The organism is Streptomyces sp. NPDC000880 (assembly GCF_053599675.1).
In genome coordinates, this window is sequence record NZ_JBSFMS010000161.1 from 1 (window position 1) to 14,789 (window position 14,789).

Below are 14,789 nucleotides of genomic sequence, written 5' to 3' on the forward strand. Positions count from 1 at the left end.
CCAGACGGGGAGGGGCTGCCGCCGGGTGGGGTCAGGACAGAATCGGGACCAGGCCGATGGCGAAGATGGCGTAGAAGCCGGCGGCGACCGTGAGGTTTTGGGCACTTCACTTGAATCCAGGAGGATGTGCGCCAATCGCGTTGTGTGTCGGAGAAGGGCTTGAAGGATGAGTGCTGCATCGGTGTCACCTCACGGCTTCGTCGCCGTACGTGGCCGTGGCTACCCGGTGGAGGAGACCGACGCCTACGTCACCTCCCTGTCCCAGGACCGGGACGACGCCTGGGAACGCGCCGCGCGCCTCACCGTCCTCGCCAGGGAGATGGAGGCGAAGGCGGCCGGCCTGCGCGAGAGGGTCGCGGCGCTCGCCCCGCCGACGTACGAGACGCTCGGCCGACGCGCCGAGTACCTGCTGGCGCTGGCCGTTGAGGAGTCCGAGGAACTGCGGGCCACGTCCCAGGACGAGGCGCAGGCCCTGATCGACGCGTCCGACGCGATCGCCCGCCGGACGCGCGACGCGGCCCGCGGGCACGCCGATTCAGTACGGGCGGACGCCGAGGCGCGGGCCCAGCAGATTCTCCTCGTCGCGCAGGCGACGGCGGACGAGACCCGCATCGAGGCCCGCCGCGAGGTCAAGGAGCGGCGCGGCGAGGCGGTTGCCGCGTGGAAGGAGATGCGCCTGCGCACCGAGAGCATGCTGGCCGGCCTGGAGACGGAGCAGTCCGGCCGCTGGGAAATGGTGGAGCGCGAACTGGCGGACTGCGAGGCCCAGTTCGACGCGCGCCATGCCGAACTCACCACCTACGCGGAGGCCAGTCTCTCGGAGGCCAGGTGCACCTTCGCCGAGGCGGAGGAGTACACCCGCCACGGCCAGGAGGACGCGGATGCCCGGGCCGCCGAACTGCTCGCAGAGGCCCGGGCGTGCGCGGAGCGGATCGCGCGCGAGACGGAGCGGCTGCTGCGGGAGCACGAGGAGTCCCGCGAGGAGATGGAGGCGCACATGATGCACATCAGCAACAGCCTGGGGGCTCTGACAGGCCGCGCGACGGCGGAGGGCTGACGGCAGGTCATTCGCGTTCGCCGAGTACGGGGAAGCGGCGCGGGGCGACGAACACCAGGACCAGCAGGGCAACTCCGGCCGCCGCTGCCGCGCCCAGGTACACGTAGTCCACCGCCGCGTTCACCGCACGCCGCAGGTTGTCCGCCGACGCGTCCGTCGCCAGCGTGTGCGCCACCGAGTCGAGGTCTCCGCCGCCGAGGCGGGCAGCCAGCACTCCGTTCGCGATCGCCCCGAAGAGGGCCGCGCCCACGCTCTGGCCGACCTGGCGGCAGAAGAGGACCGACGCCGTTGTCGTACCCCTCTCCGCCCAGGGGACCGTCGACTGGACGCCGACGATCAGCGGGAGTTGGAAGAGGCCGAGCGCCGCGCCGAGGAGCAGCATGATCAGGGCCGGCTGCCATGGTTCGGCGGGGTGGGGGAGCAGCGGGAAGGCCAGCAGGATCAGCATCGCGAGCGTGATTCCGACGATCGAGGTGAGCCGGAAGCCGATCCGTGAGTAGACCCGGTTCGACAGTGCCGCGGTGATCGGCCAGCTCAGTGTCATGACCGAGAGTACGAATCCCGCGGCTATCGGCCCGAGGCCGAGCACCAACTGCGCGTACGTCGGGAGGAAGACGGTCGGGGCCACCATGAGCAGGCCCAGCGCGCCGAGCGCCAGATTGACCGCGGCGATGGTGCGGCGGCGCCAGACCCAGCCGGGGATGATCGGCTCCGCGGCCCGCCGTTCGATGGCGACGGTCACCGCGACGAGGACCGCGCTGCCGCCGAACAGCGCGAGCGACGGGGTGGAGAGCCACGGCCAGGCGATGCCGCCCTGCACAAGCGCGAAGAGCAGCAGGCTGCCGGTGAGGAAGACGGCCAGTGCGCCCGGCCAGTCGATACGGGGGCTCGGTCCCCGTTCCCGTACTGGCTCGGTGAGATGGCGGGCGACCAGCCACAGCGCCACTGCCCCGACCGGCAGATTGATCAGGAAGATCCAGCGCCAGTCGGCGTACCCGGCGAGCAGCCCGCCGATCGCCGGCCCCGCCACCGCCGAGACCGCCCACACCGTGGACAGCTTCGCCTGGATCTTGGGGCGTTCTTTGAGTGGGTAGAGGTCCGCCGCGATCGTCTGCACGGTGCCTTGCAGCGCCCCGCCGCCCAGGCCTTGCACGACCCGGAAGGCGATCAGCGACGCCATGTTCCATGCGGTCGCGCACAGCAGTGAGCCGATGAGGAAGACGACGATCCCGGCGATCAGGACCGGCTTGCGGCCAAAGGTGTCGGAGAGCTTTCCGTACACCGGCAGCGTGACCGTGACGGCGAGCAGATAGCCGGAGAAGAGCCAGGAGAAGACGGCGAGGCCGCCGAGGTCGCCGACGATCTGCGGTACGGCGGTGGAGACGATGGTGCCGTCCAGCGCGGCGAGTGCCATGCCGAGCATCAGGGCGGCGACGACCGGGCCACGGCGGGCGCGCGGGGCGGCGGTTGCCGCGGATGCCGGGGACGCCTCCGTCGCCGCGGATGCCTGGGACACCTCTGATGCCGCGGACGGCGCGGTCGCCGACCCGCTCGCCGCCCCGGATATCTCGCCATCGGTGCCGGTGCTGCCCGTACTGCCGCTCGTGGCGCTCACCCCTGAATCCTTTCCCTCTGCATCTATTTCCCGGGACAGCCTCTCACTTGAGCCTCACGCGGGGGGAGGGTGCAGGCTCGACCCGTGCCGGTCCACCGGGAGGTGGAGTCCCTAGGGGCTCCTCCTTACTCATGGCCAGGGGCGGTTCGTCCCGGGGGACGACGAGTTGGCGGGGATCAATTCCTTGGCTTGGTCTTACGGCCGCAGCTGAGGCCCCGCACCACCGGGGGGTGGGGAAAACCCCCGGTTCAAGACTGCGCTGCGCACCAGCGCGCCGGAACGCGTCCGTCGACGAGCCATCGGCCTCTCGCGCCGCCAGCTGCGCCGCATGATCCGCCTGGAGTCGGTGGTCATCGCCCTCTTCGGCGCGCTGCTCGGCCTCGGCCTCGGCATGGGCTGGGGCAGGACGGCGCAGAAGCTGCTGGCGCTGGAGGGCCTGGGGGTCCTGGAGATCCCGTGGCCGACGATCCTCACGGTGTTTGTGGGCTCGGCGTTCGTGGGCCTGTTCGCGGCACTGGTGCCGGCGTTCAGGGCGGGCCGGATGAACGTGCTGAACGCGATCGCCACGGAGTAGGGGGCCGCGGTGCGAATCGCGGGTCGTTGCTGGGTGCGGCCGTCTGCGGTGCGGGTTGCGGTGTGCCCGGTGTCGTGGTGTGCGGGCTCCGGGGCCCCTCCGGGCTCGACTCCTCGGGGTCGGCGGCGGCAAGGGGTCCGTATTGATCACCGGGTCCGGCCGCCGATCCCTGCGGGGACGACCCTGCACGGCCCCTCCCCACCAGGAGGTACCCGGTGCGGGCTGCCCCGGGCGGCAGGGTCCCTGACCACCGGGAGGTACCCGATGCGGGCCCGCCCGCACATCGGCACGGCCCGGGAAGGCGCGCGGTGGGCGAAAACCGCGCCCGCGCCCCGAACCCCCGGCTGCCGGTCCGAGCGCCGCCGCCCGGCCTCCGGCGCCGGCGGAAGCGGCCGAGCGCGAGCCGCCGGCATGCACGCCGTGGGGATTTTGGACGCGACTGTCACAGCCGCGTCGTACGCTGGAGACCCCCGGCCCGTTCGACGTGTCGGGCGGTTCGCGTTGCCCACCCCCGCCCCGGATGGAAGCCCTTCATGAGTCTGCACGGTCTGCTCGATGCCGTCGTACGCGATCCGGCGCTCGCCGACGCGGTGAAGGCTGCCGGCGACGGTCACCGTATGCATGTCGACCTGGTCGGCCCGCCCGCCGCCCGCGCCTTCGCGGTGGCCGCGCTCGCCCGCGAGGCCGGGCGGCCGGTGCTGGCCGTCACCGCGACCGGGCGCGAGGCCGAGGATCTCGCGGCGGCGCTGCGCTCGCTGCTGCCCGAGGAGGGCATCGCCGAGTACCCCTCGTGGGAGACGCTGCCGCACGAGCGGCTGTCGCCCCGTTCCGACACCGTGGGCCGCAGACTCGCGGTGCTGCGCAGGCTGGCCCACCCGGCGAAGGACGACCCGGCCGCCGGGCCGGTCTCGGTCGTCGTCGCGCCGGTCCGTTCCGTACTGCAGCCGCAGGTCAAGGGGCTCGGCGACCTGGAGCCGGTCGCCCTGCGGACCGGGGAGAGCGCCGACCTCGGTGAGGTCACGGAGGCGCTCGCCGCCGCCGCGTACTCCCGGGTCGAACTGGTGGAGAAGCGCGGCGAGTTCGCCGTCCGCGGCGGCATCCTCGATGTCTTCCCGCCGACTGAGGAGCACCCCCTTCGGGTGGAGTTCTGGGGCGACGACGTCGAGGAAATCCGGTACTTCAAGGTTGCCGACCAGCGCTCGCTCGAAGTCGCCGAGCACGGGCTGTGGGCGCCGCCCTGCCGTGAGCTGCTGTTGACCGACGACGTACGGCAGCGGGCCGCGGCCCTCGCCGAGCAGCACCCCGAACTGGGCGAGCTGCTCGGCAAGATCGCCGAGGGGATCGCGGTCGAGGGAATGGAGTCCCTCGCTCCGGTCCTCGTCGACGAGATGGAGCTGCTGCTGGACGTGCTCCCGGCGGGCAGCATGGCCGTCGTCTGCGACCCGGAGCGGGTGCGCACGAGGGCGGCGGACCTGGTGGCGACGAGCCAGGAGTTCCTGCAGGCGTCCTGGGCTGCGACCGCGGGCGGCGGCGACGCCCCGATCGACCTCGACGCGGCCTCGCTGTGGGGGATCGCGGACGTACGGGACCGGGCGCGCGAACTCGGCATGATGTGGTGGTCCGTATCCCCCTTCGCCGCTGACGAAGAGCTGTCGGACGACACGATCAAGCTGGGGATGCACGCCCCGGAGATGTACCGCGGCGACACGGCCCGCGCGCTCGCCGATACCAAGGGCTGGCTGGCGGACGGCTGGCGCGCGGTGTACGTCACCGAGGCGCACGGCCCCGCGGCCCGTACCGTCGAGGTGCTGCGCGGCGAGGGCATCGCCGCCCGCCTGGAGACCGACCTCGCCGAGCTCTCCCCGTCCGTCGTCCACGTGGCCTGCGGCTCGATCGACTACGGCTTCATCGACCAGGGTCTCAAGCTCGCGGTGCTGACCGAGACCGACCTCTCCGGCCAGAAGGCGGCCGGCAAGGACGGCCAGCGGATGCCGGCCAAGCGCCGCAAGACGATCGACCCGCTCACCCTGGAGGCGGGCGACTACATCGTCCACGAGCAGCACGGCGTGGGCCGGTACATCGAGATGGTGCAGCGCACCGTGCAGAACGCGACCCGCGAGTATCTGCTCGTCGAGTACGCGCCCGCCAAGCGCGGCCAGCCCGGCGACCGGCTCTACATCCCCACCGACCAGCTGGAGCAGGTCACCAAGTACGTCGGCGGCGAGGCCCCGACGCTGCACCGGCTCGGCGGCGCCGACTGGACGAAGACCAAGGCGCGCGCGAAGAAGGCGGTCAAGGAGATCGCCGCCGACCTGATCAAGCTGTACAGCGCCAGGATGGCGGCGCCCGGCCACTCCTTCGGGCCGGACACACCCTGGCAGCGGGAGCTGGAGGACGCGTTCCCGTACGTCGAGACGCCCGACCAGCTCTCCACGATCGCCGAGGTCAAGGAGGACATGGAGAAGACGGTACCGATGGACCGGCTGATCTGCGGCGACGTCGGCTACGGAAAGACGGAGATCGCGGTACGGGCCGCGTTCAAGGCCGTCCAGGACGGCAAGCAGGTCGCGGTCCTGGTGCCGACGACTCTCCTCGTACAGCAGCACTTCGGTACCTTCTCCGAGCGCTACTCCCAATTCCCGGTCAATGTACGGGCGTTGTCCCGCTTCCAGTCCGACGCGGAGGCGAAGGCGACGCTGGAGGGACTGCGGGACGGCTCGGTCGACATCGTCATCGGCACGCACCGCCTGTTCTCCGCCGAGACGAAGTTCAAGGACCTGGGACTGGTCATCGTCGACGAGGAGCAGCGCTTCGGCGTCGAGCACAAGGAGCAGCTGAAGAAGCTCCGCGCGAACGTCGATGTACTGACCATGTCGGCCACCCCCATCCCGCGCACGCTGGAGATGGCGGTCACCGGCATCCGCGAGATGTCGACGATCACGACTCCCCCGGAGGAGCGGCACCCCGTGCTCACCTTCGTCGGTCCGTACGAGGAGAAGCAGCTGGGCGCGGCCATCCGCCGTGAACTGCTGCGCGAGGGCCAGGTCTTCTACATTCACAACCGGGTCGAGTCCATCGACCGGGCCGCGGCCCGGCTGCGCGACATCGTGCCCGAGGCCCGCATCGCGACCGCGCACGGCCAGATGCCCGAGTCGGCGCTCGAGCAGGTGGTGGTGGACTTCTGGGAGAAGAAGTTCGACGTCCTCGTCTCGACCACCATCGTCGAATCGGGCATCGACATCTCCAACGCGAACACGCTGATCGTCGAGCGCGGCGACAACTTCGGTCTCTCCCAGCTCCACCAGCTGCGCGGCCGCGTCGGCCGTGGCCGCGAGCGGGGTTACGCCTACTTCCTCTACCCGCCGGAGAAGCCGCTCACCGAGACCGCCCACGAGCGCCTGGCGACCATCGCCCAGCACACCGAGATGGGCGCCGGCATGTACGTCGCGATGAAGGACCTGGAGATCCGCGGCGCGGGCAATCTGCTCGGCGGCGAGCAGTCCGGCCATATCGCGGGCGTCGGCTTCGACCTGTACATCCGCATGGTGGGCGAGGCGGTCGCCGACTACCGCGCCGCGGTCGAGGGCGGCGTGGAGGAGGAGCCCCCGCTCGAGGTCAAGATCGAGCTCCCGGTCGACGCGCATGTCCCGCACGACTACGCACCGGGCGAGCGGCTGCGCCTCCAGGCGTACCGCGCGATCGCCTCGGCGAACACCGAGGAGGACATCAAGGCGGTCCGCGAGGAGCTCACCGACCGCTACGGCAAGCTCCCGGAGCCGGTCGAGAACCTGCTCATGGTGGCGGGCCTGCGGATGCTGGCCCGGGCGTGCGGGGTCGGCGAGATCGTGCTCCAGGGCCCGAACATCCGCTTCGCGCCGGTGGAGCTGCGGGAGTCGCAGGAGCTGCGGCTGGGGCGCCTCTACCCGCGTACGGTCATCAAGCCGGCGGTCCACCAGGTCCTGGTGCCCCGTCCGACGGCGGGCAAGATCGGCGGGAAGCCGGTGGTGGGGCGGGAACTGCTGGCATGGACGGGTGAGTTCCTGACGACGATCCTGGGGTCTTGACTTCCGCTCCTTGCCCTTGTGTTTCATGACGCCTGGCCCGTGCCGCCCGCGCAGGCGGAGGTTTCCCCCACCGTCGATTCGGGTGCCGGCAGGCGTGCCCGGGGTGTGCCCGCTCGGAAGGATGGGAGCAACGCAGCGTTTCCCGACCCGAGCGAGGCACACCATGGCGCATCAGACTGCACAGCACCCTTCATCCCCCGTCCTGGCTGCCGGGCAAGCGCAGCCCACAGCCGGAGGGGCGCAGCCCGTGCCCCCTGCGGTACGGCGGGCGTTCGGACTGTGGGCGGCCGCGGTCGGAGCCGGATTGTTCGAGACGGTCCTTGCCGTCGGCGGACTGCTGGCCGACGGGTCCGCCTCAGGTGGTGAGATCGTCGGCGGGCTGTCCGTGCGGGTGGCCGTCTTCACCACGGCGATACTGCTCGCCGTCCAGCTCCGCCGCGGACGGAACTGGGCGCGGATCGGGCTGGCGTTCCTCCTCGGCTTCCTCGGCACGCTCTCCCTGGTGATCCAGCCGGTCCAGTGGCTGGCCGAAGGGCACTCGCTCGGCAGCGCGCTCGCGGAAGCGAGCGTGGTCGATGTGATGTTCGGCGCCAGCCGCGTGCTGCATCTGGTGGCGGTCATCGGGGCGATGGTGTTGATGTTCCAGCCGGAGGCCAACGCTTACTTCCGTGCTCGGCAGCGCTGAGCTACCTGAATTGATGGGTCAATTCGGCCGAGTGCCGGGGGACCGGAACGTCAGGCTGGTCAGCGCGCGGAAGATCTCCTCCGCGTGACACCGCCCGCGGGGGTCGGCTCGACTCAGCGGGCGGTGCGTGTGTATGTGTGCGTATCGCTGTCGTAATGAGATGCCTTCCGGAGGGGTCAGGACACTTTCGACGCTACGCGCAGCCCCCCTCGCGCGCGCCGGAACCTGGCCCGGCCAGGCGATTGCGGTGCAGACCGGGCGAATATGCCGCTATAGGTCGAATTGCTGTGCTGCGTAAGCCACTTGGGCTCAGTAGGGTACGGAAGGGTGAACAGACCCGCGGATCGAAAATCGCGCGCGCTCGTGGCCGTACTGACGACTGCGGTCGCCGCGGCGGTGCTCACCGGCTGCGACGGATCCGGACTCTCGGGTGACGCCAAGCCCTCGGACCCCGGCTCGGGCTCCGGTTCCAGCTCCGCGCCGTCCGCCGCCGGCAGTGGCACCGGCCCGCTGGCCAACCCCGAAGGCACGAAGCCGGGCCTGGCCCCGCTCACCTCCGAGCAGGACATGGCCGCCGCCCGCCGGTTGATCGAGAAAGTGACCACCAAGGGCCGCGGCCCCAAGACCGGCTACGCCCGCGACCGCTTCGGCTACGCCTGGATGGACACGGCGGACGGGGTACCCCTGGCACGGAATGGTTGTGACACTCGAAACGATTTGCTGATGCGGGATGGCCAGAACATCCGGTTCCGTACCGGTTCCGACTGCGTGGTCGTCTCGATGAATCTGCACGACCCGTACACGGGCAAGGACATCGCCTGGAAGAAGGCGAAGGCCACGGAGGTCCAGATAGACCACGTGGTATCCGTACCTGCGACGCTGTGAGTTTAAGATCAAACAGCTCATAGCGTCAGCGGTATGCCGCTGACACTTTTCATGAGCGCACTCAAGTGCGTGCGACGATCGCGACATGGCCAGAACTACCCCTCCGCCGTCCGGTGCACCGCATTTGCCTATGGGTCCTGCGTCGGCCGTGTCCGTGCTGGTGGCACTGCTGGACCGCTCGGTGGAGCAGATCGCGGAAGCTGCGGCGGACGTCCGCTGGTTTGACCGGGAAGCGATTCGTGCGGCATCGGATGTGTGGGACAACAACGTGTTTCCGCTGTTCTGGGCCGTAAGCACGTCCGACGCCGATGAACGCGAGCGACGGGCGATGACCGCACTGGAGTGGATGGCCGGCCTCGGAGAGCGGCGGCGCACATGGATGTCCGAGCAGGCCGCGATTGCCGGGTACGACATTGCGTCACTCCTACCGCCGGCAGTGCCGACTCACCCGGCAGAACGTGGACGATCTGGTCCCCGACTACGACCTGGCGACGGCGTCCGTCCGCCACCTCCAAGTAGAGCGTGCCGGTACTCGCCTGACCGCCTTCCTCCAGTTGGTCGCTGACCGCACGTTCGCCGTCGAGGAGGACGCGCCCGCGCCACCTGCCCTGCTGAACGTGTGGCTGGATGGCGTCACCGACGCCGTCTTCGACCTCTCCTACACGCGGGGAGTGGTCCTGGACGCTGGTCCGCCGGAGACCGCGATATCCCTGGGCATGGGCGGCCGGCTCCGCGCCACCGCCGGCGAGTACCGCCTTGACGACCGCTCATGGCACCTATCGGCTGCCGGACGGCGTGCTGACGCCGTCACCCCGCCCCGCACCGGCCAACCGAGCCACCTGCGCCAGCCCCCTGCCGAGGACCTGGGTACCGACGCCCGTGCCGCCGCCATCCTTCTGCGCCACGCCATGTGGGAATTGCGTTCGGTGCGTTACGCCGACCACGCCGATCATGTCCCTGTCCTCGACCTGTGCCGGGCCTTCTCACGAGCGGGCGAAGCGATCCTGGACGCGGGATCCCGACGCGGCTCCCGCCACCGCGAGGCAGCCTTCCGTAAAGTGATCCGAACCTGGGCCGACCAGGGCGGCCCGACTTTGACCCGCTGGTTCGCGGGCATCCTCAAGGCGGGTGCAGGCCGCTCGGACCTCCTCGAGGTTTCCCAGACCCGCCAACGAACTCCCCCATCGCTCACCGACAGCTCACCCGCATCTGGTGTTCCCCCACAGGCCGCCCTCATCATGGCCGCCTGGACCGTGGGGCACACCCACTACCGCACGGAGCGTCCGGCCACCGCGCAGCTCCAACTCGCCCTGCCGCCCGGGCCAGGTGAGGACTCCTCGGCGCCCTGGCGGCTGCGTACCGTCAGCTGTACCGAGCCCAATGCCTTCCACCTAGACACCGTCGCCTTCCAGGGGCCTGGCTCGCTCGTCCAGGTGGGGAAGCCCACTACCGCCTGCAGCCTGGACCTGCACCGGGGGGCCTTGCTCATCGCGGCCAGTAACGGCTGGAGCGCGTCAGTGAGTTGACCCTTGTGTGGTGTCGTCACCCGTTCAATCGGCTTCGTAGCGGGCCAGGCGCCTGCGGAGGTCGAGGTTCTCGCCCTGAGCGACTTCCAAGGCCTTGCGGAGCCTAGCCACCTCCTCGTGGTGGGCCTGCTGCTGTCGGGTGAGGCGGGCACTGAGCGCCCTCACGGCGGCCGAGGTCGACGAGTCGCACGGCGGATCTGAAGGTGCTGCCGGAGCCGACCCGGCCTTGGTGCGGTGTCGCTCGATCTGGTTGCGCAGTTCTGGGCTCCGGTAGAGGAAGTCGGTGCTTACCCCGGCCTGGCGGGCCACGGCGGTGAAGCTGACGGGCTTGCCGCCCTTGACCAGCTCAGCGAGGGCGGTGCGAGCCCGTTTCTCGGCCCCCTGGCTCCGGGCGCGGGTGGCCTGCTGGAGGTGGTCGGGCAGTGGCGTCATGCGGTCGGCTCCTGTCGTTGAGCAGTGGACAGCGGTTCGGGACGGTCGGCCGCGCCCGCTCCGCGGACGGCCCGGAGCCGGCCGTCCTCGTGGACGCTGACCTGGTCCAGGGCGACAAGGACCTTGGTGAGGGCACGGGTCTCGGCGAGGCGACCGGCAAGCCAGATGTTGTCCTCGCCCATCGGTTCGCCGTGGCGGGCGGTGAACTGGGTCTGGCGTCGGGCAATCAGCGCTTCGGACTGTTGGAGGTGGTGCTGGAGTTCGTCACGATGGCTGGCGTCGGTGACGAACTTGTCGCAGGTCAGGCAGGCGTTGCCCTTCGAACAGACCTGTTTGGGTGGCAGCATGCACCAGCCGTTGGGGAGCACGCGGTCGGCGCGCTGGTCCAGGTGCAGGAGGTCGTAGAGGTCGCTGGGGTCCACCTCGGAGGTCCGGCCGTCGGCCGTCACCTTCTTGTACCTCAGGAACTCACGCTCGGCCGTGACCGCGAGAGTCTTGGCGTAGTGCATGGTCATCGCCGGGGTCAGGTGTCCCAGGTAGCGCATGACGACATGGATCGGAACGCCCGCGTTGAGCAGGTCCGTGGCACGGGTGTGCCGGAATGTGTGCGTCTTGGAGATCTTCACCGGACGCCCGAGGCTGTCGGTGATGCCCAGCAGCTCGGTCAGTTGCCGGAGGCGAAACCCGAAGGTGCCGCCGGAGTATGAGCGAAGACCGAGCCGGTTGTTCTGAATCTGCACGAACAGGTAGCGTGGCGTGGTTCCCTCGGGTGCGCCGTGGGCGGTGATGAAATCGCGAGCCCACTGCTGCTGGATCCGGATGAGGTCGACGATCTCCTGATCGACGGGGATGGTCGGCGGCTCGCTGCTGATGATCTTTGTCTGCTGGTAGCGCAAGCGCGCAACGAATCCGTCGGAGCCCTTGTCGCCCTCCCGTTTTACCGACAGCAGCGGCAACAGGGGGTCGAAGTCCATCATCAGGACCTCGTTCATGCGCCGGCCAGTGCGAAGCAGCAGCATCAGGGCATGGAACGCCTGCCGGTCGTCCAAGCCGCCCTCAGCCCTCGGGTCGGCAAGCACACCGGATCCTGCCGCGATCTGGGAGATGACCTCATCTTCCAGTGTCATGTCCTCCGGTGGCTGGTTGGTCAGCCGCGGCTTGTCCTCCAGCCGAAAGAGCACGGTGTGCTGGGGTCCCAGCCGGGCCCAGCGGGGCTCACCGAGAAGGGTGGCAGCCTCATCTCGGTGGTCGTACATCCAGCGATAGAAGGTCTCGATCGTCACCAGCGGCCCTCGCCTGCTGTTCTTCGCGAGCCGCCCGCCCTTGTTCGGGCCCATCGTGACCTGGTGACTGTTGAGGCTGTCGACCAGCCCGAGCAACCACGGACGTAGAGCGTCGGGGGAGGCGACCAGATACGGGCCTGCGCATCCGGCCTGGTCGATGTACCACTGAAGCCATTTCAAATGATCAAGTCGGCTCTTGACCGAGGACCACACGTATCGTTCGGTGGACAGCTGGACAGACAACCACCACTTGGCGGCCTCCCGAAGCCATTCGGTGGTCAGCTGAGCAAAGTTGGCCACCTTGCGGCCATTGGGTTCGTGCTCCCGCTGCGGGACACGGCGGTCCAGGGCCGGGTTCCAGACGTTCAGGCGCCACCACTCACCCTCGTGATAGGCGTGGGCCAGTCGGTCCTGGAGATGCTTGATGGCATGCTCCACAACGTCCGGAAGTCCTCTGCCGCCAGGCGCGTTCGTGCGCATCTGAGCACCGCGAACTTCACGGGCCCACTCCTCGTGTGAGAGCACCGTGAGCGACCGCGCCGCCCGCGCGGCCGTGCCACCGTGCTCGACCGCCAGGGCCATCCCCTTGCGGAGCTGCTGAAACCGGTCCGGATTGATGTTGTATCCGTCCATCACCTGCTGATGAACGGACCAGGCAAGCTCCCACATCATCGGCTCCGGCAAGCCCCGGAAGCTGACCGCCTGGGTGAACCAGCCGCGCTCCTTGTTGATCAACCGTGGCGTGAATGCCTGCCGGTACATCTCTGGCATGTTCCTCGAGTCGAAGTGGTCCTTCCTGCACTCCAGGGGCAGCGATTCCCAAAGCCGTCTCGCCTTCTCTTCGCTAAAAAGTTCCGCGATCGGCATGCGCGGATCCCGCTGATCCATGCGACGGCGGCCCGGGACCCCATCACCTTGAAGCGGCACCTTCAACGGGGGCGCCGACGCATTACTGGACATTGGTCCCCCATGCCTGGGTGATCTTCTGCCAGTCGGCGCACGCCCTGAGCTCGGCGTCTTCGGTGACATGCGCATACGTGTTGATCGTGGTCTGGACATCGGCATGTCCGAGCCTCCGGCTCACCACATGCATCGGAACGCCGGCCAGCAGCAACGCGGTGGCATGGGTGTGGCGATACCAGTGAGGCGTCATCTCCACCGGCAAGGAGCGAAGGTGGTCCTTCTGCGCGCTCAGGTGCTTGTAGACGCTCTCCGGCCTCAACGGAGCGAAGCGGCGACCGCGATGCAGGTTGCAGAAGATGTACGAGCCGTCCCAGTCGTCCAGCTCGATGTCGGCGCCGGCCTCGCACAGGGCCCACACCCAGTCCCCGTACAGCCGGTCCAGCGCGGAGCTGATGAAGATTCGCCGGTAGCCGCTCTTGGCCCGCAGGCCGTGCGGATGGTCCTCACGGTGGACGACCTCGACCTGGGCGGTCGTACCCGTCCCGGTCTTCCAGTCCCGGTGCCGCAGTCCCAGCGCCTCCCCGAGCCGCAGGCCGGTCTCTTCGAGCAGCGTCCACAGCAGGCGGTACCGCAGCTCGCCCGACCACATGCCGGCCATTGGATCCCAGGACGCCTCCGCCTCACGCAGTGACGCCATCTGCCCGGGAAGTAGAACAGGGACAGGCTTCGCCCGGACCCGTACCTTCACCACGCTCGAACGCCGCCCGTGCTTGCGCGCCACATGCTCCAGGAACGGCAGGTAGCTCCCCGGCCGGGCCTGCACCGTCTCGTACAAACGGCCCGCGACTTCGCTACCACGCGCGGCGTGATAGCGGTAGAAACCCATCACCGCGCGAATCCGGCTCGCTACCGTCGCGTCGGCCGCGCGTTCCTGACTCCGCAGCGGGACAACGTCCTCCGCCACGCTCTTTCGCCTTAACTTTCCTACGAATGTGCCGAGTTCGGTCACACCGACGGCATCCCACGCCTGCGATCGCTGTTCCAGGAAGGACCACCAGAGGGCGAGACCCCTGGCGTAGCTCTTGATCGTGTTGGGTGAGCTGTCGGTCGACCTGAGGTACTCCAGGTACTGCTCAACCGGCTCCGCGACCCGGTAGTCACCCGCGAGCACCGTCCATGTCGACGCCTCCCCGGTCGCCACCCGCTGTGTGCTTGCCACCGCGTCCCCTCCATGTCATCGCTGTCAGCGGCGGATAACCGCTGTACCGGATAACGTGAAGCTCACAGAAAGGAAACGGCTCGCCGCCTTCTGTCACAGACGTCAGCGGCAACCATTGCGGGGGGCGGATAACACGTGGTGCCGCTGTCGTACGCCTGGCAGATGGGCGCCGCCCGCTGGGGCAAGGAGAAGCGGCAGCGGTTGGCCAACGACGTCCTGAACCTGCTGCCCGTGTACGGCCCCGCCAACAGCTCCAAGAGCGACTCGGGCCCGGCGTCCTGGCTGCCGCCGAGCAAGCGGATCCGCTGCTCGTACGCGGTACGGATCTCCCAGGTCGCGGTCAAGTACGACCTGCCGGTGACGGCGGCGGACAAGAAGTCGATGCTCACGCAGTGCGGCGGTTAGCCATGCCCCGCATGGACCTGACCATCACGACGCTCGCCGAGCGGCCCGAGCTCCATGGCCCCATGCGGCGGCACCGGACATGACGCGAAGAGGCCGCCTCGCGGGCGGCCTCCGGCGGTTGTACTTCACTGCTTGCCGAGC

The 14,789-nt window shown here is 69.3% G+C and carries 8 protein-coding genes and 3 pseudogenes; 7 read left to right on the top strand and 4 right to left on the bottom strand.

Annotated elements, in window-relative coordinates; translation table 11 throughout:
- The first annotated feature begins 166 nt into the window (after positions 1-166).
- A complete protein-coding gene (locus ACWDO5_RS32370; protein WP_450534088.1) occupies positions 167-1,057 on the top strand; it encodes a cellulose-binding protein in 891 nt (296 codons plus the stop codon).
- A 7-nt stretch (positions 1,058-1,064) separates the two neighbouring features.
- Here the strand turns inward: ACWDO5_RS32370 and ACWDO5_RS32375 are convergent, their stop codons facing one another.
- Complete coding sequence (locus ACWDO5_RS32375; protein WP_450534099.1) at positions 1,065-2,573, bottom strand: MFS transporter; 1,509 nt, start codon at positions 2,571-2,573, stop codon at positions 1,065-1,067.
- Positions 2,574-2,931: 358 nt separating this feature from the next.
- Between ACWDO5_RS32375 and ACWDO5_RS32380 the strand changes: the two are divergent.
- From ACWDO5_RS32380 to ACWDO5_RS32400, 5 genes and pseudogenes are all read left to right on the top strand, one after another.
- A pseudogene (locus ACWDO5_RS32380) lies at positions 2,932-3,246 on the top strand (FtsX-like permease family protein); the annotation flags it as partial.
- A gap of 533 nt (positions 3,247-3,779) precedes the next feature.
- Positions 3,780-7,310 carry a transcription-repair coupling factor gene (gene mfd / locus ACWDO5_RS32385; protein ID WP_450534090.1) on the top strand — a complete coding sequence of 1,177 codons (3,531 nt, stop codon included), beginning with the start codon at positions 3,780-3,782 and terminating at the stop codon, positions 7,308-7,310.
- Positions 7,311-7,557: 247 nt separating this feature from the next.
- The gene (locus ACWDO5_RS32390; RefSeq protein ID WP_450534092.1) at positions 7,558-7,995 is read left to right on the top strand and encodes a hypothetical protein; all 438 of its coding nucleotides are present in this window, start codon (positions 7,558-7,560) and stop codon (positions 7,993-7,995) included.
- 363 nt (positions 7,996-8,358) lie between these two features.
- Positions 8,359-8,859, top strand: a pseudogene (locus tag ACWDO5_RS32395) (HNH endonuclease); the annotation flags it as partial.
- A gap of 479 nt (positions 8,860-9,338) precedes the next feature.
- The gene (locus tag ACWDO5_RS32400; RefSeq protein WP_450534093.1) at positions 9,339-10,406 is read left to right on the top strand and encodes a hypothetical protein; all 1,068 of its coding nucleotides are present in this window, start codon (positions 9,339-9,341) and stop codon (positions 10,404-10,406) included.
- 24 nt (positions 10,407-10,430) lie between these two features.
- On the opposite strand, the gene ACWDO5_RS32405 is transcribed toward ACWDO5_RS32400, so the two are convergent.
- The 3 genes from ACWDO5_RS32405 to ACWDO5_RS32415 form a co-directional block, all read right to left on the bottom strand.
- On the bottom strand, positions 10,431-10,838 hold the full coding sequence (locus ACWDO5_RS32405; protein WP_450534094.1) for a DUF6262 family protein: 408 nt from the start codon (positions 10,836-10,838) through the stop codon (positions 10,431-10,433).
- Positions 10,835-12,988, bottom strand: coding sequence for a tyrosine-type recombinase/integrase (locus ACWDO5_RS32410; protein WP_450534096.1), 2,154 nt, complete (start codon positions 12,986-12,988; stop codon positions 10,835-10,837). Before ACWDO5_RS32410 ends, ACWDO5_RS32405 begins: the two co-directional genes overlap by 4 nt.
- 82 nt (positions 12,989-13,070) lie before the next feature.
- Positions 13,071-14,243, bottom strand: coding sequence for a tyrosine-type recombinase/integrase (locus ACWDO5_RS32415; protein WP_450534098.1), 1,173 nt, complete (start codon positions 14,241-14,243; stop codon positions 13,071-13,073).
- Between the two features lie 132 nt (positions 14,244-14,375).
- Here ACWDO5_RS32415 and ACWDO5_RS32420 point away from each other — a divergent pair.
- Positions 14,376-14,648, top strand: a pseudogene (locus tag ACWDO5_RS32420) (HNH endonuclease family protein); the annotation flags it as partial.
- Positions 14,649-14,789: the final 141 nt, after the last annotated feature.

Bases quoted from the DNA above. Each gene is read 5' to 3' on its own strand.
- mfd (WP_450534090.1), top strand. From the start codon at position 3,780: ATGAGTCTGCACGGTCTGCTCGATGCCGTCGTACGCGATCCGGCGCTC.
- ACWDO5_RS32405 (WP_450534094.1), bottom strand. From the start codon at position 10,838: ATGACGCCACTGCCCGACCACCTCCAGCAGGCCACCCGCGCCCGGAGC.
- ACWDO5_RS32370 (WP_450534088.1), top strand. From the start codon at position 167: ATGAGTGCTGCATCGGTGTCACCTCACGGCTTCGTCGCCGTACGTGGC.
- ACWDO5_RS32410 (WP_450534096.1), bottom strand. From the start codon at position 12,988: ATGCCGATCGCGGAACTTTTTAGCGAAGAGAAGGCGAGACGGCTTTGG.